22 protein-coding genes are annotated in these 25,865 nt (G+C 61.9%); 9 read left to right on the top strand and 13 right to left on the bottom strand.

Going from position 1 to position 25,865, the window contains the following annotated elements:
• Positions 1 to 91 precede the first annotated feature (91 nt).
• Positions 92 to 3,673, bottom strand: a complete 3,582-nt coding sequence (locus tag FG13_RS17750; protein ID WP_035822999.1) for an ABC transporter permease/M1 family aminopeptidase — start codon at positions 3,671 to 3,673, stop codon at positions 92 to 94.
• Between the two features lie 10 nt (positions 3,674 to 3,683).
• Positions 3,684 to 4,601 carry an ABC transporter ATP-binding protein gene (locus FG13_RS17745; RefSeq protein ID WP_035822998.1) on the bottom strand — a complete coding sequence of 306 codons (918 nt, stop codon included), beginning with the start codon at positions 4,599 to 4,601 and terminating at the stop codon, positions 3,684 to 3,686.
• Positions 4,602 to 4,859: 258 nt separating this feature from the next.
• On the opposite strand from FG13_RS17745, the gene FG13_RS17740 reads away from it, so the two are divergent.
• On the top strand, positions 4,860 to 5,369 hold the full coding sequence (locus tag FG13_RS17740) for a GNAT family N-acetyltransferase (protein ID WP_152598799.1): 510 nt from the start codon (positions 4,860 to 4,862) through the stop codon (positions 5,367 to 5,369).
• A 6-nt stretch (positions 5,370 to 5,375) separates the two neighbouring features.
• On the opposite strand, the gene FG13_RS17735 is transcribed toward FG13_RS17740, so the two are convergent.
• Complete coding sequence (locus FG13_RS17735; RefSeq protein WP_051959192.1) at positions 5,376 to 6,224, bottom strand: MipA/OmpV family protein; 849 nt, start codon at positions 6,222 to 6,224, stop codon at positions 5,376 to 5,378.
• A 225-nt stretch (positions 6,225 to 6,449) separates the two neighbouring features.
• Here FG13_RS17735 and FG13_RS17730 point away from each other — a divergent pair, with 225 nt between their 5' ends.
• A complete protein-coding gene (locus FG13_RS17730) occupies positions 6,450 to 7,187 on the top strand; it encodes a metallophosphoesterase family protein (protein ID WP_035822997.1) in 738 nt (245 codons plus the stop codon).
• Here the strand turns inward: FG13_RS17730 and FG13_RS17725 are convergent, their stop codons facing one another.
• The 5 genes from FG13_RS17725 to FG13_RS17705 all read right to left on the bottom strand — a co-directional run bounded on the left by FG13_RS17725 (position 7,188) and on the right by FG13_RS17705 (position 15,695).
• Entirely contained in the window at positions 7,188 to 8,531 is a 1,344-nt protein-coding gene (locus tag FG13_RS17725; RefSeq protein ID WP_035822995.1) for a sigma-54-dependent transcriptional regulator, read from the bottom strand.
• Positions 8,524 to 10,431, bottom strand: coding sequence for a sensor histidine kinase (locus tag FG13_RS17720; RefSeq protein WP_035822993.1), 1,908 nt, complete (start codon positions 10,429 to 10,431; stop codon positions 8,524 to 8,526). Before FG13_RS17720 ends, FG13_RS17725 begins: the two co-directional genes overlap by 8 nt.
• 121 nt (positions 10,432 to 10,552) lie before the next feature.
• A complete protein-coding gene (locus tag FG13_RS17715; protein ID WP_051959190.1) occupies positions 10,553 to 11,545 on the bottom strand; it encodes a porin in 993 nt (330 codons plus the stop codon).
• Positions 11,546 to 11,653: 108 nt separating this feature from the next.
• Positions 11,654 to 12,967: a dicarboxylate/amino acid:cation symporter gene (locus FG13_RS17710; protein ID WP_035822991.1), complete on the bottom strand. Its 1,314-nt coding sequence runs from the start codon at positions 12,965 to 12,967 to the stop codon at positions 11,654 to 11,656.
• A gap of 385 nt (positions 12,968 to 13,352) precedes the next feature.
• Entirely contained in the window at positions 13,353 to 15,695 is a 2,343-nt protein-coding gene (locus tag FG13_RS17705) for a catecholate siderophore receptor Fiu (RefSeq protein ID WP_035822988.1), read from the bottom strand.
• A gap of 292 nt (positions 15,696 to 15,987) precedes the next feature.
• On the opposite strand from FG13_RS17705, the gene nudC reads away from it, so the two are divergent.
• The gene (gene nudC / locus FG13_RS17700; RefSeq protein ID WP_081922829.1) at positions 15,988 to 16,824 is read left to right on the top strand and encodes an NAD(+) diphosphatase; all 837 of its coding nucleotides are present in this window, start codon (positions 15,988 to 15,990) and stop codon (positions 16,822 to 16,824) included.
• Between the two features lie 74 nt (positions 16,825 to 16,898).
• On the top strand, positions 16,899 to 17,465 hold the full coding sequence (gene folE, locus FG13_RS17695) for a GTP cyclohydrolase I FolE (RefSeq protein ID WP_035822985.1): 567 nt from the start codon (positions 16,899 to 16,901) through the stop codon (positions 17,463 to 17,465).
• Between the two features lie 45 nt (positions 17,466 to 17,510).
• On the opposite strand, the gene FG13_RS17690 is transcribed toward folE, so the two are convergent.
• Entirely contained in the window at positions 17,511 to 18,329 is an 819-nt protein-coding gene (locus FG13_RS17690; protein ID WP_051959188.1) for an AraC family transcriptional regulator, read from the bottom strand.
• A gap of 194 nt (positions 18,330 to 18,523) precedes the next feature.
• Here FG13_RS17690 and FG13_RS17685 point away from each other — a divergent pair, with 194 nt between their 5' ends.
• Positions 18,524 to 18,946, top strand: a complete 423-nt coding sequence (locus FG13_RS17685; protein ID WP_035822980.1) for a hypothetical protein — start codon at positions 18,524 to 18,526, stop codon at positions 18,944 to 18,946.
• Here FG13_RS17685 and FG13_RS17680 read toward each other — a convergent pair.
• Positions 18,940 to 19,305: a hypothetical protein gene (locus tag FG13_RS17680; protein WP_035822978.1), complete on the bottom strand. Its 366-nt coding sequence runs from the start codon at positions 19,303 to 19,305 to the stop codon at positions 18,940 to 18,942. The two genes, FG13_RS17685 and FG13_RS17680, sit on opposite strands and share 7 nt — an antisense overlap.
• Before the next feature lie 313 nt (positions 19,306 to 19,618).
• Between FG13_RS17680 and FG13_RS17675 the strand changes: the two genes are divergently transcribed.
• Positions 19,619 to 21,265: a methyl-accepting chemotaxis protein gene (locus FG13_RS17675; RefSeq protein ID WP_035822977.1), complete on the top strand. Its 1,647-nt coding sequence runs from the start codon at positions 19,619 to 19,621 to the stop codon at positions 21,263 to 21,265.
• 4 nt (positions 21,266 to 21,269) lie between these two features.
• On the opposite strand, the gene FG13_RS17670 is transcribed toward FG13_RS17675, so the two are convergent.
• Complete coding sequence (locus FG13_RS17670; RefSeq protein WP_035822976.1) at positions 21,270 to 21,695, bottom strand: hypothetical protein; 426 nt, start codon at positions 21,693 to 21,695, stop codon at positions 21,270 to 21,272.
• Positions 21,696 to 21,884: 189 nt separating this feature from the next.
• Between FG13_RS17670 and FG13_RS17665 the strand changes: the two genes are divergently transcribed.
• Positions 21,885 to 22,583, top strand: a complete 699-nt coding sequence (locus FG13_RS17665; RefSeq protein WP_035822974.1) for a glutathione binding-like protein — start codon at positions 21,885 to 21,887, stop codon at positions 22,581 to 22,583.
• 2 nt (positions 22,584 to 22,585) lie between these two features.
• On the opposite strand, the gene uraH is transcribed toward FG13_RS17665, so the two are convergent.
• Complete coding sequence (uraH, locus tag FG13_RS17660; RefSeq protein WP_035822971.1) at positions 22,586 to 22,996, bottom strand: hydroxyisourate hydrolase; 411 nt, start codon at positions 22,994 to 22,996, stop codon at positions 22,586 to 22,588.
• A gap of 11 nt (positions 22,997 to 23,007) precedes the next feature.
• Positions 23,008 to 23,502 carry a GlcG/HbpS family heme-binding protein gene (locus FG13_RS17655; RefSeq protein WP_035822969.1) on the bottom strand — a complete coding sequence of 165 codons (495 nt, stop codon included), beginning with the start codon at positions 23,500 to 23,502 and terminating at the stop codon, positions 23,008 to 23,010.
• A 138-nt stretch (positions 23,503 to 23,640) separates the two neighbouring features.
• Between FG13_RS17655 and FG13_RS17650 the strand changes: the two genes are divergently transcribed.
• Both FG13_RS17650 and FG13_RS17645 read left to right on the top strand, forming a co-directional pair.
• Positions 23,641 to 24,351, top strand: coding sequence for a heavy metal response regulator transcription factor (locus FG13_RS17650; RefSeq protein ID WP_035822967.1), 711 nt, complete (start codon positions 23,641 to 23,643; stop codon positions 24,349 to 24,351).
• Entirely contained in the window at positions 24,348 to 25,766 is a 1,419-nt protein-coding gene (locus FG13_RS17645; protein WP_035822964.1) for a heavy metal sensor histidine kinase, read from the top strand. Before FG13_RS17650 ends, FG13_RS17645 begins: the two co-directional genes overlap by 4 nt.
• The last annotated feature ends 99 nt before the right edge of the window (positions 25,767 to 25,865 follow it).

Raw genomic sequence — 25,865 nt, 5'->3', positions numbered from 1 at the left:
TGCTTGCCATCTTACGCCAGGCACAAAAACCGGCCGCGCACTGGTCGAAGGCGCGGCCGGTTTTTGTTGCATCAATTGCGTTGACGCAAGCCTAATTGAAACTGACTTCCTTGCGGTTATCGCGCGCCACCCGGTCGATCATCTTGTTGTACGGATCGACACCCACCTCAAACGGTTTTTCCTTCACCGTGATGGTGATCACGGGGTCGCTGCCCGACAGCACACGCTTGTCCGTGAACAGGACCTTTTCATCCTTCTCCTTGCCGCCCGGCGCGCGCGCGAAGATGGCGATCTCTACCGGTTCGTCGTAGGCGCGCGGGCTTTCCTTGCCCTTGCCGTCCGATTCCAGCTTGGCCAGGTGCAGCTGCATCGTGACGTCCCACTGGCCATCCTTGCGCTGCACGGCTTTCGCTTGCGTCACGCGGTTGTCGTAGAAGACGATCTTCTCGAACAGGTCCGTGATCAGGGCCTGCTTGTCCTGCGGCGTTTCGGCGCGGATGTAGGCCAGCAATTCCGACGACGTGGTGAACGGCGCCTGCTGGTAACCCTTGTCCTGCAGATAGCGTTTCAGGGCACGATTCAGCGCTTGCTCGCCGATTTCATCGCGCAGGCGGTAGAACACCAGGCTGCCCTTGTTGTAGTGGATGTATTGCTGTCCCTCCACGCGCGCCAGCGGCAATTCCTCGATGGCTTCGCCGCCGCGTCCGCTCAGGTAGCGGTCCAGTTCATAGCGCAGGAAGCGGCGCATCTTGTCGCGGCCGTATTCCTTTTCCATCACCATCAGGGCCGAGTATTGCGCCAGGGACTCCATCAGCATGGTGGCGCCCTGCACGTTGGCGCCGATCACCTGATGGCCCCACCACTGGTGCGCCATTTCATGCGCCGTGACGTAGAACACATAGTCGATGTCCTCCTTGTCGCGCAGGTCGGCGATGAAGCCGATGCCTTCCGAATACGGGATCGTATTGGCGAACGACTGCGCAAAGCTCTGGTAGCCCGGGAATTCCAGAATACGCACCTGCTTGTGCTGGTAGGGCGTGAACTCGGTGCTGAAATAGTCGAGCGACTTTTGCACGGACGTGATCATGCGGTCCGTGTTGTAGCCGTGTTTCTTGTCGAAATAGACCTCGATCGGCACGCCGTGCCAGTCGCCCTTCTTCACGTCCCAGCGCGCCGACAGGTAGGCGAAGAATGGCAGCATCGGCTGGTCCATCTTGTAGCGGTAATAGCGGCGGCCATCCTTTTCCCAGCTGCCTTGCAGGTAGCCGGGCGCCAGGGCGATCTGCTCGCCGCTGGTGGACACCGTCGTGTCGAAATGGATCCAGTCGGCATCGCCACCCAGCACCGTGTCGCCATACGCTGACTTGTCTTCCAGCTTGGCCATGCGCTGCGGCTCGCCCAGGCCCCGCTTGCGGCGCTCGTTGCGGTCCGTCAACTCCATTTCCTTGGCATAGCCGAAGTGCGGAAAATACGCCTGGTTGTTGAAGAAGCTGCCGTTCAGGTTGACCTGGTCCGGCGTGCCGCTGTTGGTAAAGCCTTCATGCGTGACGGCCACCGTGAAGTCGAGCGGCAGGGTGGCGCCGGGCGCCAGCGGCTGCGCCAGCTTGAGGATGCTGAAGCCGAGTTCCTCGTCGTTCAACGTCACCTTGTGCTCAGGCAAGTTCAACCAGTGCGTTTCCAGGTCTGGGTTGCGCTGGATGCGCAAGGTGTCGAGCGCTTGCTGCGTCTTGTTTTGCAGCACGTAGTGGCCCTTGATCAAGACTTTGCGCTGTTCCGGATAGATATCCACGTTGGCCTGGATGTCGGTGATCTTCGGCTGCGGCAAGTCCTTGTACTGCTTGTACAATTTCTCATAGCGGGCCTGCTTGTCCATGCTGACGTCGGACGATTCGTACTGGTTCAGCACATTCGTGTTGTAGAAGATCCAGCCGCCCGTGCCGGCCCAGCACAGCAGCACCACGGCCAGCGCAGCGCCGGCGCGGCCGTGCAGACGCTGGCGCGCCAGACGCACGCGCGCGCGCCAGTCGGCGGACAGGCCGCGCACCCAGAAGGCCCGCGCCAGCATGACCAGCGCCACGGTAAACAGGCACCAGTACAGCGCAAACCAGGCCCAGCCGGTCAGGAAGTGGCCATAGCCATTCATGTCCGAATACTTGATGGCCGGCGTGGCGGCGAAGTTGTACAGGTTGTGCTCGAAGTGCAGCATGCCCAGCACGGCTTGCGCCACCATCAGCAGGATCACCAGCAGGTAGCCGATGAACTTGTTATTCGACAGCACTTGCAGGGTGAGGGCGCACAAGCCCATCAGCACGAAGAAGAGGGCGCCCAGCAGGGTGCCTTTCAGGTATAGGCCCAGTTCCACGGGCGCGCCGCCCTTGACCAGCTGGAAACCGATGGCGGTGATGATGCCCGCCAGCAGGTAGCCGGCGATGACGCCGATCAGCGCCGTGCACTTGGCCAGCAGGGGGACCCAGTTGGGCACGGGCATGGCGTCGCTGACGTCGGCGATCCTGACGTGACGTTCCTTGAAGATCAGTTCACCCGCATAAAAGGTGACGATGATGATCAGCATGAAGCTGAAGCTGTTGCTGATATTTTGCAGCATCAAATGCGTCATCGGATACACGGCCGTACCGTACATGTTCTTGCCGACATTCGCGCCGGCGATCAGGTTGATCACGGCGAACAGCAGCATGACGAGGAAGGGCACGCTCTTGAAGACGCCGGCCGCGTCGAAGCGCAGGATTTGCCACCACTGGCGCCAGGCTGTCGCCGCGGTGAAGCGGGGCAGCGTGCGCGGCAGGTGCAGCGGCGCCGAGATGGCGGGGGTGGCCGTCTGCACCTTGTGCTTGCCGAACAAACGCTTGCCCGTACCCGTGCGCTGCGGCTTGAACAGCGCCACCGTGGCGAGGAACAGCACGGCCGTGATGCCGATCCACAGCAGGCGGTTGGCCAGCAGGAAGCCGGACAGGGGCGGCAGGCTGGCATTCGATTCGGCGGACGTGAAGTAGCGCGTCATGCGGCCAAAGGCGCGCAAGCCGAACGGGTCGAGCAGGACGGCAATCCATTCATTGTTGATGTCGCGCGTAAAGACGCCGGCCATGGCCCACAGCACGAAAAAGCCCAGCACGCCCACGTAGACGAGCATCATCGAGCGCGTGGTGGCGGCCAGCAGCATCAGCAGGGCGCCGATGAAGAGCAGGTTCGGAATGACGATGACGGCAAAGCTCCACACATACGTGTGCAGCGAAAACGCGCCCACGCGCTGTGCATCGACCCAGGGCATGAGGGGGCCGAGCATGGTGGCCAGGGCGATGGCGGCGAAGATCACCAGGCAGGCGACAAAGCCGGCGGCGAAACGGCCGAACAGGTAGTCCCACTTGCGCATGGGTGTGGCGAACAGCATGTCGGCCATGCCCACTTCGCTATCGCGCAGCACGGCGCCGGCGATGAAGACGGTGACGAGGAACATCGACAGCAGGCTGAAAATGCCCAGCATCTGCGCCACCACGGTGGGTGCATTGCGGTTGATGTTGCCGATGGCACCGCCGATCTGAATCGAATCGCTGCTGCTGGCGCCAAAGGCCAGCAAGGCCATGATGGCGGCAAATACCCACAGCAGCGGCTGTTTCAGCTGATAGCCGAGGTCAAACTTGAAAAATTCCTTCCACATGACGCGCTCCTCAGGCCAGAACGGCGGCTGGGGCTGCGGCTGGCGCGGCGGCGCCGTCGCGGGCAGCGTTGCGCACGTGCAGGAAGTACACGTCTTCCAGATCCGGGGCGATCTGCGCGAAGCCGCTGTCGGGCTGGTTGTCGGCATACACATTGATTTGCGGCTTGCCGCCCACCAGGCGCGTCGACAGCACATTCAGGCTTTGCTGGTATTGCGCCAGCTCTTCCGTCGTGACGCTGCGGCGCCACACCTTGCCCAGCAGCGTGTCGATGGCCGCCTGCGGCTCGCCCTGCACCAGTACTTGACCCTTGACGATCATGGCCATGCGTGGGCACAGGTCCGTCACGTCGTCGACGATGTGGGTCGACAGGATGACCACCACCTGCTCGCCGATCTTCGCCAGCAGATTCAGGAAACGGTTGCGCTCGTCCGGGTCCAGGCCCGCCGTCGGTTCATCGACGATCACCAGGCGCGGCGCACCCAGCAGCGCCTGGGCGATGCCGAAGCGCTGGCGCATGCCGCCCGAGTACGTGCCCAGGTTGCGCTTGCGCGCTTCCCACAGATTGGTTTGCTGCAACAACGCTTCCACGGCTTCCTTGCGCGGCCCCTTCTCCGTCAAGCCTTTGAGCACGGCAAAGTGGTTGAGCAGGTTTTCCGCGCTGACTTTCGGATACACGCCGAAATCCTGCGGCAGATAGCCGAGCTGGCGGCGCAGGCCGGCCTTGTCAGTGAGTACATCGACGCCATCGAAATGGATGCTGCCGCTATCGGGATCTTGCAATGTCGCAATGGTGCGCATCAGCGAGGACTTGCCCGCGCCATTTGGCCCCAGCAGGCCGAACATCCCGTTGGGAATCTCCAGGCTGACATTGTTGATGGCCTTGACGCCATTGGCATACGTTTTGTTCAGCTGTTTGATCGATAGCATGTGCAGCACTCTCCAGAGCTTGGGTATGAAAGCCGGCAGATGCATGTCTGCCGGTCTGTGGAAGGGGATCGCCCTTGTTTTGCAGCCGCGATGGCGGATGTTACTTAAAAACAATAATATATAGCCAATTGGGAGAAAATTAATTTTTTTGCGACCAAGTGAGGAAAGGCAGGCATGAAATGCCGGAGGGCGGGGATGAGTGACGCAGTGCTACACTCGCCCGCTTCAGTGACGCCATGGTGCGGAAAGGATGGGGATATGCCTGCAATGCCAGTAAACATGACTTTGCGCGCCATTGCATCGGGCGAAGAGGCGGCATTGGCGCAGCTGTTTCAACTGTACTGTTATGACAATTCCGCCTGGAGCGCAGAAAGCGTGCTGGCCGATGGCCGCTACGACGTGTGCGATGCGGGGCTGGCGTCGTATCTGCATGCCACCGGCCACACGGCCAGCTGGATCGAGGTCGATGGCGAGCTGGCCGGTTTTTTCCTGACGGAGCCTGGCATGGCGGGTGGGTTGCCGGTGCAGGAATTCAGCGACTTTTTCATCCTGAAGAAATACCGGCGCAGGGGCGTGGCGCTGGAAGTGCTGCGGCGTGTGCTGCTCGGTAGCGCGCAGACGTGGCTGGTGGCGACGTTTCGCGACGATGCCGCTGCCTGCGCGTTCTGGCGGCAGGCGTTTGCGCGCCTGCCGTTTGCCAGTGTCGAGGCGTACGACGATCCGGCCTTGCCGCAGTTCCAGCTGACCTTGCTGAAACCGGCGGCCTGAGCGCGTTTAGAAGCGCACTTTCACATACGCAGAAGGTCCCGTCAGGCGCACGTTCAAGTCCGCATCGCGTTCGCTGTCGCGGTGCAGCTTGATTTTCGAGATGCCGTAATCGGCCACGAAACCGATATTTTTGAACGGAAACCATTCCACGCCGATATTGCCGCCGTAGATGTGGCCGTTGATGCGCCCGCCATTTTTCTTGATGCCCGATGCTTCCGCATACATGCGCAAGTCCGGCGTGAAGGCATGGCGCCAGCCCACTTCCAGCAGTGGCGCGAACGCGTGCTCGCCGATGGAATCGCGCGCCGTGGCCGTCTCGCCATTGACGATGCCGGTGGCCGTGCCGTTCAGGTTTGCATTGTAATAGGCCGCACCCAGGCCGATGCCGAAAGTGTCGTTGCCGCTGCCCAGCCACCACCGGTACGACATCTTGGCCAGGTCCAGTTTCAGATCGGCATCTGCGCTGGCCGTGCCCGTCACGGGCTGGCCATTGATGGTGGTCTGGCCGCTGAGCGTGGGGGTATAGGATTTGTCATAGCGGTAGTAGTCGAACGCCAGGCCATGGCGGTCGCCGATCAGCAATTCGGCCTTGATGCGCGGAATGGTCGTATGTTTGGGATTCGATTCGGGCGCATCGATGCGGCCAAACTGCGTGTCGGCGCCGATATTGATGCGCGGATCGGCGGAAAACGCCCCCACCGACAGACTGACACGGTCCAGTGCCGGCGATGGCTCGGCCCGCGCCGTGGCGGCCGCCGTGGCAATACCCAGCACACCCAGCATCATGGCGCCGCGCAAGGCGAGGTGGTGCGGGCGTGGTGGGGACAGGCGGGTGGACACGGACATGGCAGACATGGGCAACTCCTCAAAATAAAGTGAAAACTGTCGCAACGCTTGGGCGACCAACGCTGGGCAACAGTGCGATGAGGAAATGGTAGCAACTGTTACATTTCAATCACGTAGCCGCACGGCGCAAATTACCGTCGGATTTGTCCTACCGCGTGTAACGGCTGGTACATGCCGACATTGCCTGCGATGGGGAACGCGGGCAAAATGGTGCGCAAGAGGAGGAGACACCGCATGAGAATCGCCGCCATATCCGATATCCACGGCAACCTGGACGCGCTGAACGCCGTGCTGGCCGACATCGCCCCGCGTGGCGTGGACGTGACCGTCAACCTCGGCGATATCGTCTCGGGCCATCTGCAACCGCGCGCCACGGCGGCGCGCCTGATGGGGCTCGGCCTGCCCACCATCCGCGGCAACCACGAGCGCCAGCTGCTGGGCGACCCGGCCCGCATGGGCGTCTCGGACGCCTATGCGCGCGCGCAACTGTTGCCGGAGCAACTAGCCTGGATCGCGGCGCTGCCCGCCACCTTGCGCCTGCGGCATGACGTGCTGCTCGTGCATGGCACGCCCAGCAGCGACCTCGTGTATTTTCTCGACAGCGTCACGCCGCAAGGCAGCCGTGCCGCCACTCCGCAAGAGGTGGCCGAACGGGCCGGTTCGGCCGACGCGGCCTTGATCCTGTGCGGCCACACGCACATGCCGCGCCAGGTGCGTTTGGCCGATGGGCGGTTGATCGTCAATCCGGGCAGCGTGGGCTTGCAAGCCTACGACGACGACCATGGTTATCCGCACCTGATGGAAAACGGCACGCCGCATGCGCGCTATGCCATCGCCGAACAGGGAAGCGATGGCGCCTGGACGGCACAGCTGCACAGCGTGGAATATGACTGGGAAAAAGCGGCCGGGCTGGCGCTGGCGAACGGGCGGCCCGACTGGATCACGCCCTTGCGCACGGGCCGGGTTGGTTGATCAGCGGAACTCTTCGGCCACCAGGTTGTACTTCTGCATCTTGTGATACAAAGTCTGTTTCGGCAAGCCGAGCACGGCGCTCACTTCGCTGACGTTGCCGGAATATGCACGCAGTTCCTGCTCGATCAGCGCGCGTTCGAAGCCGTTGACCTGTTCCGCCAGCGACAGGGGGCTGGCCAGTCCGGCCGCCAGCAAGCTCGAGGCGCCGCCGGCGATGCCCAGCACGAAGCGGTCGGCGATGTTGCGCAATTCGCGCACGTTGCCGGGCCAGGAATGGGCCATCAGGTTGCGCATCTGCGCGCTGGAGACCACGGGCGCGGCACGGTTGTAGCGGGCGGCGGCGGCCAGCACGAAGTGTTCGAACAGGATGGGAATATCCTCGCGCCGTTCGCGCAGCGGCGGCAGATGCAGCACGATCAGGTTCAGGCGGTAGTACAGGTCGCTGCGGAATTTCTGTTGCTGCGACAAGTCCTCCAGGTCCAGCTTGGCCGCCGCGATGACGCGCACGTCGACGGGCGTGGGCACGTTCGAGCCCAGCCGTTCGATATAGCGTTCCTGCAGCACGCGCAGCAATTTGACTTGCAAGGACAGGGGCAGCGATTCGATTTCGTCGAGGAAAAAAGTGCCTTGATCCGCGTGCTCGATCTTGCCCACCTGCCGCTTGGCCGCGCCCGTAAACGCCCCCGGTTCGTGGCCGAAGACTTCGCTTTCGAATATGCTTTCGGGAATCGCGCCGCAGTTGACGGCGACGAAGTTGTGCTTGCGGCGGTGGCTGAAGTCGTGCAGGCAGCGCGCCACCATTTCCTTGCCCGTGCCCGTGTCGCCGTAGATCAGCACGTCGGCCGGTTCGTCGGCAACGTCGAGTATTAGGCGCCGTATGTCGCGCATCGCCACGGAATTTCCCAGCAGGCGCGATTCAATGCCGCCGCCGTCTTCCAGCTGGCGGCGCAGGCTGTGCACTTCCAGGGTCAGACGGCGCGTTTCCAGCGCGCGCAGGATGACGTCGACCAGTTGCTCGGAAGAATACGGCTTTTCGATGAAATCATAGGCGCCCGTGCGCATGGCGTGCACGGCCATCGTGATGTCGCCGTGGCCCGTGACGAGGATCACGGGCAGGTTGGCATCGAGCGTCTTGACCGCTTGCAGCAATTCCAGGCCGCTCATGCCGGGCAGACGCACGTCGCTGACGACGATGCCGGGAAAATCGGGCGTCAGCAGTTTATAGGCCAGCTCGGCCGAGTGAAACGCCAGCACGTCCAGGCCGGCCAGCTGCAGTGCCTGCTCGCTGCCTTCGCGTACGGTGGGGTCGTCCTCGACCAGCAAGACCTTCAAGCCGTCAAACATGTTTTTCCTCCTGCGTTGCAATCTGTAGTTCGATGGTGAAGATGGCGCCGCCGCCAGGGGCGTTCTCGGCGCGCAGCACGCCACCGAACTGGCGCGTGATCTGTTCGGAAATGGCCAGTCCCAGGCCCAGGCCCAGACCCTGCGGCTTGGTCGTGAAGAACGGTTCGAACAGGTGTTCATACACCTCCGTCGACAGGCCCGGCCCCGTGTCGGCCACGTGGATCAGCACGTGCTCGGGCGTGCATTCGACGGCCACACGCAGGCTGCGCACGTCGCTGCCGTTCATGGCGTCGAGCGCGTTCGCGTACAGGTTCACCAGCACCTGCTCGAGGCGGTTGCTTTCGCACATGGCGAAGATGTCTTCGGGCGGCAGTTGCAAAGTAAAACGCACACTTTCCACCTGCAGCCGGCGCTCGACGAGGAACAGCGCATTGCTGATCGCCGTGGGGATCGAGACGGAGGTCAGGCTGGTCGTCGATTTGCGCGCAAAAATCTTCAATTGACCCGTAATGGTCCCCATCCTGGCCGCAATTTGCGAGATCTTCGCCAGGTTGCGCCGCGCGTCGTCGAGCCGGCCCCGTTCCAGCAGGATGACGGCATTGTCGGACATGGTGCGCAGCGCCGTCAGCGGCTGGTTCAGCTCATGCGTGATGCTGGCCGACATTTGTCCCAGCACGGCCATCTTGCCGGCTTGAAACAGTTCGTTTTGCGTGATGTGGAGTTTCTGCTCGGCCTTGCTGCGCACCTCGATTTCCTGGCTCAGGCTTTGCGTCATGGCATTGAGTTCCGAGGTGCGCTCCTCGACCATGGCTTCCAGGTTGTCGTAGGCGTGTTGCAAGTCTTCGCGGGCGCGCAATTTTTGCGCCACGGCCGCGCGGCGCTGGCGCAGGTAAAAGAACAGCAGCATGAAAAAGCCCAGCAGCACGCAAGAGAAGGCGGCCGCCGCGCGCGCGCTGGCCTTGGCCTGCGCCAGGTCGGACAAATAAATGAAAGTCCAGCCTTGCGGCGATTTCAGCTTGATCTGCGTCATGACGCTGGAACTGATCTTCGGTGGCGCGTCGGCATGTTCCTGCTCGCGCACGCTGATCACGCGGGCGCCATTGCCCAGCTGGCGGTCGGAAACGAAGGGGATGGCGGCCAGCTGCTTCGAATAGTACTGGCGCGTGCGGTTGAGTTCCTCGACGATCGCCGGCGACAGCGGCGCCAGGGTCTTGTATTTCCAGTCCGCCATGGAGCTGAGAAAAATCACGCCGTGCTCGTCGGCCAGCATGACCTTGTCGGCGCCCTGCACCCAGCGTTTTTCCAGGGTTTCCAGGTTCACCTTCACCGTTGCCAGGCCCAGCATGTGGCCATTTTGGTAGATACCGTGGGCAAAGAAGTAACCGGGTTCGAGCCGCGTCGTGCCCACGCCATAGAAGCGGCCCGGCGTGCCGCGCAGCGCGTCCTGGGCGTAGGGGCGGAACGAGATATTGTCGCCAATAAAGCTGTCGGGCTGCTGCCAGTTGCTGGCGGCCCGCGTGTTGCCGTCGAGGTTGCTGATGAAAATGGTCGAGGATTTCGCCTGGGCATTCATCTGCTCGAGGTAATGGTTGACCGTATCGACCAGCACCGGGTCTTCCGGGTGCTGCAGCAAACGGATCACGTCGCGGTTCAGCTCCAGGGTCTTGGGCAGGAAGTCGTATTTTTCCAGCGCATTTTCCAGGCTGCTGACATACACCTCGAGGCGTTGCGCGCCGCTGGCCTGCAGCTTGCCGATGGCGATGCGCTCCGTCCAGAAATACACGAGCCAGACGGTGGCCAGACAGGCGGCCAGCACCACGCCCCAGGCCAGCGTTTCGCGGCCCGAACGTTGCGACAGGCGCTGGCGCCAGGAAAGGGAGGGTTTACTACTGCTATTCATAAAATCAGCTGCCAACTTGCAAGAACCCACAGTATCGCATTTAAATATTGCGTAAAAAGAAAAAGCCGCCGGACATGCATCCGGCGGCTCACGCTTTTATGTCACGGACAGTTCAAAGTCCTTAGAACGTATGGCGCATGCCCAGGTTAAAACCGCTGTTGCCGGTGCCATCGTCGGTGGCATTGCCAACCTTGTAGGTAGCGCCGTTCTTGTTGCTGATGTGGCCGTAACCTGTGTACAGGTCGCTGCGCTTGGACAGCGCATAGAAGGCGCCGATGGCCCACTGCTGGGCGTCACGGTTGGCATTGCTCTTGTCGTTGTGGCGGATGTACGACGCGACCAGCTTGGTGGCGCCGAACGGGGCGCTGAAGCCAACGAGGATGTCATTGCTCTTGCTGTCGTCGAGGGCGCGGTTGTCGGCGTAGCCGAAGTTGCCTTGCAGCACGCCAAAGTCGTAGCGCGTGGCCAGCAGGGTGTTGCGCGTTTGCTGGGTCGCCAGCGCATTTTCCTGGCGGTGGTGCGTCAGGGTCACGTTCAGCGGACCGTCGATGTAGTGCACGGCGCCGCCCATGCTGCGGTTTTTCGCATTGTCGCCGGCTACTTCGCCAAAGCCATACGCCAGGTCGGCCGACAGCTTGCTCCAGGTCGGCGTGCTGTATTGCACCATGTTGTCGATGCGGTAATTCGTCGCCATAATATTCGACGCCGTGCCGGCCAGGCCGATGACAAACGGATCGGCCACGTCGCGCAGGGCCAGGTAGTACGGCGTATATTGGCGGCCCAGGGTGACGGCGCCGGCGCTGCCGGTCAGGCCCACGTACGCCTGGCGGCCGAACAGCCGGCCGCCCTGGCCCGAGGTACCGGTATCGATATTGAAACCGCTTTCCAGCACGAAAATGGCGGCCAGGCCAGCACCGAGGTCTTCCTTGCCTTTGAAGCCGATGCGCGAGCCCGAGGCGACGCCGGAGGCGACGCGGTTCAGGCGGTCTCCAGCCGCATCCTTGTCAAACACCAGGCCGGCGTCAGCCACGCCATACATGGTCACGCTCGATTGGGCCATGGCGCCAGTGGAGGCTGCGCCGAGGGTCAGCAGGGTAAACAGGACTTTTTTCATGAAAATCTCTCTAATAAGTTGGAATGACTACTGATCGCACTACCTGACTGCTTGTTACTCAACATCGACAACAAATAAATGGCCCGCTTGTGGCGGGCCATGGCGCTATCAGGCTTTGCTAGCGTGATCCGCTTCGCCCCAATGGCTTTCCGTGTTCTGGCTGGCCGCGTTGGCCGCCGCGGCTTCTTCCTCGGTGGCCAGGCCACCTTCCCACTTGGCGACGACGGCCGTGGCGACGGCATTGCCGACCGCGTTGGTGGCCGAACGGCCCATGTCGAGGAATTGGTCGACGCCCATCAGCAGAAGCAAGCCCGCTTCCGGAATATTGAACTGGTTCAGGGTAGCGGCAATCACCACCAGCGAGGCGCGCGGCACGCCGGCCATGCCTTTCGAGGTCAGCATCAGCAGCAGCAGCATGGTGATCTGCGTGCCGATCGACAGGTCGATGCCGTAGGCTTGCGCGATGAACAGCACGGCGAAGGTGCAGTACATCATCGAACCATCGAGGTTGAAGGAGTAGCCCATTGGCAACACGAAGCTGGAAATCTTGCGGTCCACGCCGAACTGATCGAGCGCCGTCAGCAGTTTTGGATACGCCGCTTCCGAGCTGGCCGTCGAGAATGCCAGCAGGAATGGTTCGCGGATCAGGCCGACGAGTTTGAAGATGCGCGGGCCGATGACGACGAAGCCGGCGCCGATCAGCAGGGCCCACAGGCACAGCAGGCCCACGTAGAAGCCGCCCATGAACTTGGCAAACGTGACCAGCACGCCCAGGCCGTGGGTGGTGATGACGGAAGCCATCGCGGCGAACACGGCCAGCGGGGCCAGGTTCATGATGGTGCCGGTGATGCGCAGCATGACTTGTGCCAGCTGGTCGACGACGGCCGTCAGGGTCTTGCCCGATTCGCCCAGGCCGGCCAGTGCGCCGCCGAAGAAGATCGAGAACACCAGCACTTGCAGGATTTCATTGTTGGCCATGGCCTCGATCGGCGACTTCGGCACCAGGTGTGTGAAGAAATCTTTCAAGGTGAAGGCGGCCGTTTTCAGATTCGTCGACGCGTGGACGTCCGGCAATGGCAAGCCCAGATTGGTGCCCAGTTGCATCAGATTCGACAGCACCATGCCCAGCGCCAGCGAAACGAGCGAGGCGACGACGAACCAGCACATGGCTTTCAGGCCGATGCGGCCAGCCGTCTTGCCGTCGCCCATGTGGGCGATGCCGACCGTCAGGGTGGAGAACACCAGCAGCGCAATGATCATCTTGATCAGGCGCAGGAAGACGTCGGTGACGATGGAAATATTGCCAGCGATTTGAGCGCTGAGCTTGGCATCAGGGAAGGCGGTGTTGCATCCATAGCCCACGGCAATGCCGAGGATCATGGCAATCAGGATGTACAGGGTTAATGGCCGTTTCTTTTTCATTTTGACTCCTCCGGTGAAACGCCGCTGTGAGCGGATTATTGATAGCGAGCAACTCAAGCTTGGAGTCAATATTTCTCAAAAACAAGCCCTTGCGTGCCAGCGATTATTTGCAGCAAAACCTGTACATAGCAAAGGATATGCCTGAAATTGGAATTTGCTACATAACTTCTTAAGTTGTTGATTTAAGGTCGATTTTTTGTTGCTAGGATGTTGCAACTTTGCACGCTTGCGCGAAATATTGGACGCGCAAGCGCATCGCTGTATGACTTTTCATACGCTAGTCGCGGCGGGGTGGCGGTAGGCCCAACAAGGCAAGATTATCAGGACAATAAAAAAGCCCCTCCGAAGAGGGGCCCGATGTGGCGCAGTTTCTATGCTATTGATTTCAGAACTTGATATTCGCCGTCAGGCTGAACGAACGCGGCTGGCTTGGGGTGTAGCGGTAGCCGGATTTGTTGATGGCCGCCACATAGGTCTTGTCGGCCAGGTTGTAGGCATTCAGCTGCAAGTCGAGGTTCTTGTTGACGGTATAGGTTGCCATGGCGTCGAAGACCCAGTAGGCATCCACGCGGGCCGGCGTGCCGACGGCGCCATCGGTGCCGCGCAGCATTTCACCCACGTAACGCGCGCCGCCGCCGATCTTCAGGCCGAACGGCAGGGTGTACGAGGTCCAGCTGGTGAACGCCTGCTTTGGCGTGTAGGTGAGGCTCTTCTCGCCGCTGGCCGTGAAGACCTTGTTCGACTCGACCTTGGTATTCATGCGGGTGTAGCCGGCGCTGACCAGCCAGTTCGGCATGATCTCGCCCACCACGCCCAGTTCCAGGCCTTGCACGCGCTTCTTGCCGGTCTGGTAATAAATGGTCGAGATCACCGGATCTTGTTCCAATTCATTTTTGACGGTGGTCTGGTAGACGGCGGCCGACAGCGACAGTTTTTGCTTCAGGAAGTCCCACTTGGTGCCGATTTCCTTGGTGATGGTTTCCTGTGGGTCATAGTTCGGGTTTTGCGCGCTGTTGGCGGCGGCGTTCAGGTTGATGTTGACGCCAGGTGGCGCTTTCGACGTGGCCAGCAAGGCGTACACGCTGCTGTCCGGCGTCGGCTTGTACATGGCCGAGATCTTGCCGTTGGCCAGGGTGTCGCTCAGGGTCAAATGGGTAGGAATCGGCGTGCCGACCGGCAGTTTTTGTACCTGATCCTTGCCCACGGCCGCTTGCAGGGCGACGGCGTCATACGTGGTGTTGAAATGGTCGAAGCGCACGCCGCCGTTGAAGATCCACTTGTCGCCGAACTTGATGGTGTCGAACACATACAGGCTTTGCGTGTTGACTTCGCCTTCCGTGAAGGCGCCGCTGCGCACGGGATTGTGGCCGGTGACGGTGTCGCGCGGATTCGGATTGTACAGATTGGCATCCGGCAAGGTGCCCAGGCTGGCTGGCACATAGCTGTAGTTGGTCTGTTTTTCGCTCGTGAACTCGGCGCCGGCCACCAGGGAGTGCTTCAGCACGCCGGTGTCGAATTGCGCGCTGACCACGGTCTGGTTGGTCAGGATCGTGTTTTCCTGGTCCTTCACGGTGCGCAGCGAGCGCGCCAGGGTCCAGGTCGAAGGGTCTCGCATCACCCCGTTCGTCTCCGTATTCAGGTTGCCGGCGCTGCCCATGAAGGCCGTCAGCAGGTAGTCCTGCTGGGTCTTGCCGTAGCGCGTGGTGTTCTGGAGCTGCACGTTGGACGAGAAATCATGGTCGATGCGCAAGGTGCCCATGTCGGCCTTGATCTTGTCGTAGTCCGAGGTGGAACCGTAGAAATTCTTCGGATCGACCCTGGCGGCGCTGTTCAGGTAGCTGCGGATGATCGGCTTATCCTTCGTGGCGACGTCCGGCGTCGAGTAGCCTGGCAAGCCGATGGTCGGCACGCCGCCGTCGGGCACGTTGTTTTGATCCACGTGCAGGTAGCTGGCCGTGATGCGCGTTGGCTTGCCGATGCCGAAGGTGACGGTGGGCGCGAAGGCCCAGCGCTTGTTCTTGACTTCATCGCGCGCCGCGTTGCCGCTGTCCTGCGTCATCAGGTTCAGGCGCAAAGCCGTGCCGGTATCGCTGTCGAGGACGCGGTTCCAGTCGGCCGTGGCGCGTTTCTGCTTGCCGCTGCCCGCCGTCAGCAGCGAATTGAATTTGTTTTCCATGGTGGCCGTCTTGCTGACCAGATTGATCGAGCCGGTCGGCGAACCGCGGCCGCTGTCGGTGCCCGCCGGGCCCTTCAGTACGTCGATCTGTTCGATGTTGAAGACGTCGCGCGAGATGGAGCCCACGTCGCGCACGCCATCGACATAGATGCTGCCGGACGAATCGAAACCGCGCATGTAGACGGCGTCGCCCGTGTTCGTGTTGCCGTTTTCACCGAGGAAGAAGGTACCGACGCCTGGCGTGTTGCGCAGCGCTTCCGTCAGGGTCAGCGCGCCTTGCTGTTCGATCAATTCCTTCTTGATCACGACGATGGTTTGCGGCGTATTGACCAGCTCTTCCGTGTATTTCGGCGACGAGGCTTTTTCGGCCTTGAAGTCGTTTTCCTTGGAACCCACGACCTTGACTTCGTTCAGCATTTGCTGCGATGCCGGGGCACTTTGACCGGCCGGGTCGGCCGCCTGGGCGGCGACGGGCAGCAGCATCACGGCCAGGGCGGCGCCGATGTGCTGGTTGAAACGGGTTGGGGCGTGTTTGCGGCTCTTGATTGCCATCTTGCTCTCTCGATAAGGTCAGGGTAGTGGTTCCTGGCTGGCTCTGCGCCGCTGTGCTTGGGCACGCGGGCAAGTGGCTGGCGATGGAGACGGAAGGCCGTATTGTAATAAATGGGCGTTATTTCGTAAATGAGAATCGTTATCAGTATCGTTTACGCAACGGATTGGGTGTGCCGTAAAAAAAACACTGTCATGGCCCATGAATGCTTGCTTTGCGCCCCGGCCGCTGCTATGCGCGCAAGGCTCCGCCGGCGGGAGTATGATGAGCAACCTTTACAAATTTCCGCCGAGCATGCTGCAGACTCCCGATGCCTTTGTCCCCCTGATCGATGCCCCCGAACCGGCCCCGTCCGCCGAGCAGACGCTGACGTTTGTCTTTCACCGCGGACGTTTATTGCTGCGCACGCCCGAATTGACCCTGCCCACGGCCGCCGAGGCGGCCGCGCTCGATATCGACCTGAGCCGCGCACAGCCCGTGGGCCTGTGGCAGGGCCGCTATTGCCAGACGGTCTGGACCGACGAAGAGTTGCCGCCGGGCGCCGGCCTGGCCTGGCACGGCATGCGTTCGTTGTTCAATGCCGTCGACGACGCGTTCCTGGGCCTGGCCAGCCGCGCCGTGCAACTGGCCGAGTGGGCGCGCACGCACCGCCATTGCGGCGTGTGCGCCACGCCCATGCAGCGCACGCGCGGCGAACGCTGCTTCACCTGCGCCGCCTGCGGCATGCTCGCGTATCCGCGCATTTCGCCCGCCATGATGGTGCTCATCCGCAAGGGCGACCAGGTGCTGCTGGCCATGCACAAGCACTCGCCATCGCAGCGCTTCAGTCCGCTGGCCGGCTTCCTGGAGGCGGGCGAATCGATCGAGGAAGCCGTGCACCGCGAAGTGATGGAAGAGGTGGGTTTGCGCGTGCATAACTTGCAGTACTTCATGAGCCAGTCCTGGCCATTTCCCCATTCGCTGATGATCGCGTTTACGGCTGATTACCTCGATGGCGAGATTCGTCTCGATGAAAACGAGATCGCCGAGGCGCGCTGGTTCGGCCCTGGCGATGTGTGGCCGGAAGCGAGTTCGAGCGTGTCGATTTCCGCGCTGCTGGTGGGCGCGCACCGGCCGCCGGCAGTGCCGTAAAGCGGGAGCTGCTCGGGCAGCTTGCCGCATTTTCTATATACTGGCGGCAATTGAAAATTTTAGGGTGGTGTAGCATGTCTCAAGAAGAATTCTCCGAAAACGACTGGCGCCGGCTGATCAGCAGCTTTGGCGAAGATCCGCAGCGTCCTGGCTTGCTGGAAACGCCGGCGCGCGTGGCCAAGGCGTGGAAGCACTGGACGTCCGGCTATGGCCAGGACCCGGTGGATTTGCTGAAAGCGTTCGAAGATGGCGCGGAACAGTACAACGAGCTGATCGTCGTGCGCGGCATCCCCGTCTACAGCCATTGCGAACACCATCTGGCGCCGTTCTTCGGCAAGGCCACCATCGGCTATGTGCCCAACGGCAAGATCGTCGGCCTGTCGAAACTGACGCGCCTCGTCGATTGCTTCTCCAAGCGTCTGCAAGTGCAGGAACGCATGACGATGCAGATCGCCAATGCCCTGATGGAAGTGCTGGAACCGAAATCGGTGGGCGTGGTCGTACGCTGCCGCCACCTGTGCATGGAAAGCCGCGGCATCCGCACGCCGGGCGAAGAAACCATCACCTCGGCCATGCTGGGCGAGATGCAGCCGAACCTGGCGCTGCGCACGGAGTTTCTGGCACTGGCGCGCGAAGTCTGATCTTCGGCGCCGATGCGGGACGAAGGCGGCATATGCCGCCTTTTTTTATATTCTTCCGGACTCCCGCTCCGCCAGGTAGCGCGCCGGCGGCTTGCCCACGGCCTTGCGGAACATGGTGACAAAACCGCTGGTGTTTTCATAGCCGAGTTCCAGCGCCACCGCTTTCACGCTGCGCCCTTGCGCCAGCCGTTGCAAGGCCAGGATGACGTGCAATTGCCGGCGCCAGCGGCCCACGCTCATGCCCATTTCCTCCAGTGACTGGCGGGTCATGCTGCGCTCGCTCATGCCGATGCGGCTGGCCCACTCGGCCAGGGTGCTCTTATCGGCGGGCTGCGCCAGCAGCAGCGCGGCCAGGCGGCGCAAACGCGCATCGCGCGGCATCGGCAAATGCAAGTCTTCCACGGGCGCGGCCGCCAATTCATCGAGCAGGGTAAGCACCAGGCGTTCCTGCGCGCCCTGCAGCGCGGCCAGGGTGGGAAAGCCGGCCGCCTTGGCGATCAGTTCGCGCAGCAACGGCGAGACGGCCACGGTGCAGCAAACGGAGGGCAAGGCCGGCGCCATGGCCGGCTCGACAAACAGGCAATAGCACTCCGCTTCGCCCACGCCCTGCGCCGAATGCATCAGGCCGCCTGGTATCCACACGGCGCACTGGGGCGGCACGATCCACACACCGCTTTCCACCTTGCAATGCATCACGCCGCGCGTGGCATACAGCAACTGCCCCTTGCGGTGCTGGTGCGGCGCCTGCTCCGCCTCCTCGGGCACGCTGGCCAGGCCCACGGCCAGCAGCGGACGCAACACGCCATCGATGTCGAAATCCATGAGGGACGCGGTGGCGTCCAGGCCCAGCTCGGTGGTGAGCATGCTGGGCTGCAATAGATGGGGCATGGGGACGCTTTGGCTGGATTGAATAATATTGTGGCTATTTTATGCAATGACGTCCGGCCGCGCCATCGGTATCGTGTGCTGATCCGCAGCCCCGCTTCAACGGCAACCGCCGCCGCCAGTGTTCTGATGAAGGTAAGGAGGAACGGCAACCCTTTGAAGGAGTCATCATCATGCAGCTTGATCTATCCAATTTCCCCCTCGTCTGGATGCGCCGCGAGGCAGCGCCTGTCCAGCCCGATATTCTGTTTGCCCAGTTTGACGCGCTGCTGGCGCGCCGCCAGGCGTTTGTCATTCTCAGCGAGGAAGGTTTTGACGAGGACGGGCATGAACACCCGCAGGAAGAGCGCAAGCGGGCATCACTCTGGATGAAGCGGAACAAGGCGGCCATCCGCGCGTATATCCAGGGCATGGTGCTGGTTGAACCGAGCGCCGCCAAGCGCCTGGCCGGCAAGGCCTTTGCCGTGATGTTCGGCAAGTTCTGGGGCTATCCCCTGCATTTCGGCACCAGCCGCGACGACGCGCTCGACATCGCGCAACACCTGATCAAGGCGTGGCTGCCGCCAGCCGACGGCGGCACGGCCGCGCATCAGTAACGATAATCGTTAATAAAATGTTTGGTGAAGTTGTACTTGCTGCCGCCGTCGAGCAAGTCGACCAGGCGTTTCGGTGCCGAGGCCGACATGAAGGCGTCGGCCGCGCCGCCCGTGCTGCGGAACCGCATGCCGGGGCTGAGGATCTGGTTGGCGCCGATTTTCAGGTGCTGGAAGCTTTTTGTTTTCTCATTGTTGAGAATAAAATGCAATTCCTGCTTGAAGGTCAGGAAGGGGATCTTCAGCCACCAGCCTTCGTCCGTGCCATAGCTGGCGACGCTGGCAAAATGCGTGTTCTTGTCCGTCAGGGTGGGTTTGCCCAGGCGGTCGTTGATGCGTTTCATGGCTTCATTCTTGGTCATGCTGTGCTTTCGTGATTCATCAAGTATATGGCGTGCATTTTGACACAGGCACGTCACCCCCGCCTGCCTTGCCGCCCCTATCTGCAGGCTTTTTTACTGCAATGCAGCATCAATTCTCATCAATTGTCGCAACGCATTAACAACACCGGGCAAAAATCATTGCTTCCCGGCATTGTAAATATCGGTCGTTCGAGCGTATGCTGGAGTCGTCTGAACGGTGCCGCCAGAGCACCGTCGCCGCCGCATTCCTGGCCAGCCGGGCAGGAAGCGGGCCACACCCCTTCGCCGCACAATAGAGAGTTGGAGACACAGCATGAAGAAATTGACGTTCCAGCAGAAGTTATGGATTCCCCTGATTTGCAGCCTGTTGTGCATCACCGTTATTTTTGTCTATAACGCTCTGGAAGTGCGCAAGATCCGCATCGAAGAACGCAGCGCCGACCTGAGCAATGCCGCCGACCTGGGCCTGGGCGCCGTCAAGATGTTCGGCGACCTGGCCGCCAGCGGCGCCCTGACGAAGGAAGAAGCGCAGAAGCAGGCCACGGCCGTCATCAAGAGCATGCGTTTCGGCGAGACCGGTTATTTGTCCATCATCAACCTCGACGCCGTCGTCGTGATGAATCCCGCCGCGCCGCAAACGGATGGCAAGAACATGTCGGACTTTAAAGATGCCAACGGCACCTATCTGTACCGCGACATCGTGGCCGTCGGCAAGAGCGATGCGGGCAAGGGCTTCGTCCACTATTATTTCCCCCGTCCCGGCCAGAAGACCCCCGAACCGAAGATGAGCCGCGTGGTGGCCTACAAGCCATGGAGCTGGACCATCGTGGTCGGTGTGTACATGGACGATATCGACGCGGCCTTCCGCCAGTCGCTGTTGACCTCGCTGGGCGTGCTGGTGCTGGTGTGCGGCCTGCTGGCGGGCGTCGTCGTGGTGATCAACCGCAGCTTGCGCCATGCGCTGGGCGGCGATCCCGAGTATGCGGCCGATGTGGCGGAAAAGATCGCGAATAACGATTTGAGCGGCGTCGTGCGCACGCATGCCAACGACCGTCACAGCGTGCTGTACGCGATGAAAACCATGCAAACCAACCTGGTCGATGCAATCAGCGAAATCCGCCACAGCGCCGAGACGATTGCCACGGCATCGAGCGAGATTGCCAGCGGCAATATGGACTTGTCGGCACGCACGGAAATGCAAGCCAGTTCGCTGGAAGAAACGGCCGCCTCGATGGAGGAATTGACCTCGACCGTGACACAAAATGCGGGCAATGCCGTGCAGGCGAATGAACTGGCGCAGTCCGCTTCCGCCGTGGCGCGCCAGGGCGGCGCCGTGGTGGCGCAAGTGATCGGCACCATGGACACCATCAACGCCTCGTCGCGCAAGATCGTCGACATCATCGGCGTCATCGATGGCATCGCCTTCCAGACGAATATCCTGGCCTTGAACGCGGCCGTGGAAGCGGCGCGCGCGGGCGAACAGGGACGCGGCTTTGCCGTCGTGGCCAGCGAGGTGCGCAATCTGGCACAGCGCTCGGCGGGTGCGGCGAAGGAAATCAAGGAACTGATCGGCGCTTCCGTCGACAGCATCGCGGCTGGCAGCACCCTCGTTGCACAGGCGGGCACGACCATGGATCAGGTGGTCGCTTCCGTCTCGCGCGTGACCGACATCATGGCCGACATCACGGCCGCCTCGCACGAGCAAAGCACGGGCATCGGCCACGTCAACCAGGCGATCACGGAAATGGATAGCGTGACGCAGCAAAATGCGGCACTGGTGGAAGAGGCGGCGGCAGCGGCGTCGAGCATGCAGGACCAGGCGGCCGTGCTGGCGCAACTGGTGGCGCGCTTCAAACTGTCGGCGCAAGAGCCGGGAACATCGCCGCGCCTGGCGGCCACTTCGGCTGGCGCACCGCGCGCCGTGGCGAAAAAGCCGCTGCGCAGCCTGGCGGCGCGCTAAGGTTTTACTGGACTGGCGCTGCCGCTGGCGGCGCCGGTTCGAATTCCAGCTTGTCATCAACGACCACGTATTGCCCGACCGGCTGGCCCAGGTCGGCTTTCGGGTCGTTTTCCATTTCCGTCAGTTCATTGCAGGTATTCGTTTCTGCCTGCCACAACTGCTTGCCCATGCGGATATTCCACAGGCCATCGCCGGCCGCAAACAGCTCGACGGTGATGTCGGCCGGCGCATCCGTCGACAGGGTATGCAGGCGCTGGCATTGCGGCAGATTGGTCGCCATCAGCTGCACTTCCACGGTATCTTGCCAAAAATAACGTTGCTGGCGGCGCACGGTCAGGGAATGGTCCTGTCCATCGAACATGTAGATGGCGAAGTCCTGGACACAGCCTGACAGCAGGACGGACAGCGTGACGATCAGGAGTTTGCGCATGGTCGGCTTTCGTTGATGGTTCTCGGGAATGGCGGCGTTCAATTCTTGCGGCGAGAGTGGGCGCTTGCGCTGCCTGGGCGCCGTCTTGTTTTTCGCTTACGTGGCATTATATCCATGCATATCAGTTGCGGCGCGACAATAGTTATGCCAAGTGCGCCTGCCCCTACTTATCTACCTGGAAAGACCACGATGATCGACCTGTATTACTGGACCACGCCCAACGGGCACAAAGTGACGATGTTCCTGGAAGAAGCGGGCATCCCCTACAAGCTCATTCCCGTGCATATCGGCAAGGGCGAGCAATTCAAGCCCGAGTTTCTTGCCATCGCGCCCAACAACCGCATCCCCGCCATCGTCGACCAGGCGCCGGAAGATGGCGGCGCGCCGCTGTCCCTGTTCGAGTCGGGCGCGATTTTGCAATACCTGGCCGAGAAAAGCGGACAATTCCTGCCGGACGATGTGCGGGGACGTGCCGAAGTCATGCAATGGCTGTTCTGGCAAATGGGCGGCCTCGGCCCCATGGCAGGGCAAAACCACCATTTCGTGCAATACGCGCCCGAACCGATCGACTATGCGATTACGCGCTACGTCAACGAAACGAACCGGCTATATGGCGTGCTGAACAAGCGCCTGGCGGACCGCGCATTCGTGGCCGGCGACAGCTATTCCATCGCGGACATGGCGATCTACCCGTGGATCGTGCCGCACGAGCGCCAGCGCCAGAAACTGGAAGATTTCCCGCACCTGGCGCGCTGGTTCGCGGCGATTGCCGCCCGTCCCGCCACCGTGCGCGCATATGCGCGGGCGGCGGAAATCAATGTGCAGCCGACCGTCAGCGGCGACGCGAAAAGCGTGCTCTTCGGGCAGACGGCGAAGACGCTCGGCTAAGCTTAATTTCCCCGATACGTGGAAAAGCCGAAAGGGCTGAGCAGCAGCGGGATGTGATAGTGCTGCTCGGTCTTTTCCACGTGGAATTGCACGGGGATTTCCGGGAAAAAAGTTTCCTGCTTCAGGCGGGCATAGTGCTCGCCTGTCTTGAACACGATGCGGTAGTCGCCCGCCTGCATGGGCGCATCCACCGGATACATGGCCGCGATGCGCCCCTGCGCATTCGTCACGGCGCTGCCCAGTTGTTGCCAACCGTCGCCCTGCTTTTGCTCCAGGGTCACCGTCACGCCCGCCGTCGGCTGTCCGCTCTGCAAGTCGAGGATGTGCACGCTCAAGGGATTGGCGGCGGCCAGGGCCATGCCGGACAGGCTGGCGAAGGCCAGGGCGGCGGTGATTTTTTTCAGATAGGTCATCGTTGCGTCTTTCAAAGGGTGGGGGAATCGAGTTCAGGAATGGCGGCCAGGGCGGCATGGGCGCAGGCACGGTCTTGCAGGGCGCCGCCGCCACCGGCCACGCCGATGGCGCCCACTACTTCGCCCTTGGTTCGCAAGGGCAGGCCGCCGCCCAGCAGCAACAGTTCCGGCAGTGTCGTCAAATTGGCCATGTCGGGGTTGTCGCGCGCGGCCACGGCCAGCGCCTGGGTATCGTTTTTCGTCGACAGGGCCGTGTAGGCCTTGCGCCGGCTGGCATCCGTGTTGTGCGGTCCGACGCCATCGGCGCGCTGCACAGCGACAATATTGCCGCCACGGTCCAGTACGGTAACGACGATATGCCGTCCTTGCGCCTGGCAAGCGGCCATGGCCGCGTTGGCCAGCTTGTTGGCCGCCGTCAGAGAAAGGTCATCGACCTTGCGCAGCTGGGCGTGGGCTGGACCGGCCAGCAGGCACAGCAGGGTACTGCCGAGTAACAGGGTTTTCATGTGGCTGTCCGTTGAGTAAAGTGACGCCAGTATGGCCAGTGTTACCCTACGAGAAGATGATCGCCGCATGACATTTTTATCATCCGCGGCCGTCTGCGCGCGGCGTAAAATGGTTTTATATTCTTTTAGAAAGTGGCCATGCGCATCCTGGTAATCGAAGACGAACCGAAGACGGGCGACTATCTGCTGCGCGGCCTGGCCGAGTCCGGCTTTACGGTGAGCCTGGCGCGCAATGGCCGTGACGGCCTGCACATGGCAAGTACGGAGTCCCCCGATCTCATCGTGCTCGACGTCATGCTGCCCATCATGGATGGCTGGCAAGTCTTGCGCGCGCTGCGGCTGCAGGAAGGCGGCGCGGACGTGCCCGTGATTTTCCTCACGGCGCGCGACGAGGTGCAGGACCGCGTGAAGGGGCTGGAGCTGGGCGCCGACGATTACCTGGTGAAGCCGTTCGCGTTTGCCGAACTGGTGGCGCGCATCCGTACCCTGCTGCGGCGCGGGCCGCCGCGCGAAGACGACGTCATCCGCATCGGCGACATGGAAATCGACGTGATGAAACGCAAGGTCAGCCGGCAAGGCCAGCGCATCACCCTGACGGCGAAGGAATTCGGCTTGCTGCATTTATTGGCGCGGCGCCAGGGCGAAGTGCTGTCGCGTTCCATCATCGCCTCGCAAGTGTGGGACATCAATTTCGAGAGCGACACCAACGTCATCGACGCGGCCATCCGCCGCCTGCGCAGCAAGCTCGACGACCCATTCGAACCCAAGCTGATCCACACCTTGCGGGGCATGGGCTATGTCTGCGAATTGCGCGCGCCCACGGTGGCTGATAACGGCGCGCCCGCATGAAACTGGCGCAACTTCGCCACTCGCTGACCCTGCGCGTCACGCTCGTCTTCGTGCTGATCGTGGCCCTCGTGTCGGCCGGGCTGGGCATGCATTTGTACCGCTCGTTTGTGGCGGAAATCGAGCGCCGCGACGATATTTTGTTGCTGGGTAAACTGCGGCAGATCCAGCAATTGCTCGGTAATGCGGGCACTCTCGACATCATCCGCGAGCGGCCCCAGTATTTCCGCGACACCATGAGCGGACAAGAGAACTCCCTGGTGCGCATCGTGCGCGCCGATGGCACGCGTTTGATCGATGTCAATCCGAACGGCGAGACGGTGGCGCATGCTGTTCCTGTCGCCGTCGATGCGCCCGTCACCGACGGCGCCATCGTCAGCTGGACCAGCCGCGACGGTTATCCTGCCAGGGTGGTGGCTGCCAGCGCGCGCATTGGCGAGCCGGCACAGATGGCCGACATTTCCGTCGCCCGGGTCTACGGCGACCGCACGGCCATGTTTGCCGCCTACCGCTGGCAGATTGTCGTCTCGGTGGCCGTCAGCGCGCTGGTGGCGGCACTGCTGGCGAGCTTGATGCTGCTGCGGGGATTGCGGCCACTGCGCAATATCGCGGCCCATGCGGCCCTCGTGCGGCCGGGCAAGCTGGAGCAGCAGCTCGATGCGCGCGGCGCGCCCACGGAACTGCTGCCCCTGATCCAGGCCTTGAATGCCATGCTGGCGCGGCTGCAGGAAGGCTATGCACGGCTGTCGCAGTTTTCCGCCGATCTGGCGCATGAATTCCGCACGCCCGTCACCAATCTGCTGGGCCAAAGCCAGGTGATGCTGGCCCGCCCGCGCAGCGCGCACGAGTATGAACAGCTGGTGTCATCGAATGTGGAGGAGCTGGAACGGCTGTCGCGCATGATCGACAGCATGCTGTTTCTGGCGCGCGCGCAGCAGGATGAAATGGTGCTCGTCAAGCAAGTCTTGCCTGTACAGGACGAGTTTTTGCGTCTGGCCGATTTCTTTGAAGGCCTGGCCGAGGAGCGCGAGCTGGCGCTGGCTTGCCACGGCAGCGGCAATGTGACGGCCGAGCCGCAACTGCTGCGCCGCGCGCTGGGTAATTTACTGTCGAACGCCATTCGCCACGCGGCGCCAGGCAGCACGATTTTGCTGCGTTCGCACGCGACGAACGAGGGCGTGGAACTGAGCGTGAGTAACCTCGGCCCCGCCATCCCCGCGCGCCACTTGCCGCACCTGTTCGAGCGTTTCTATCGCGCCGACCCGGCCCGTAGCGATTCGGCCGCCTCTACCGGCCTGGGCCTGGCCATCGTCACGGCCATCATGCAGTTGCATGGCGGCAGCGCGAGCGTGGCGTCGGATGCGGCCGCCACGACGTTCACTTTAGTGTTTCCGCTCGAGGACCGTAGGTCGGATTAGCGCGCAAGCGCGTAATCCGACATCACGCGCCAACCATATTGTCGGATTACGGTCCTGCGGACCTCGGCGGCCCCACCTAATCCGACCTACGCCGTAAAG

Origin of the sequence: Janthinobacterium sp. RA13 (assembly GCF_000745325.1) — a bacterium.
GTDB lineage: Bacteria > Pseudomonadota > Gammaproteobacteria > Burkholderiales > Burkholderiaceae_D > Janthinobacterium > Janthinobacterium rivuli.
Note: the sequence above shows the minus strand (reverse complement) of the source record. Positions and strands in the feature narration are given on the sequence as shown.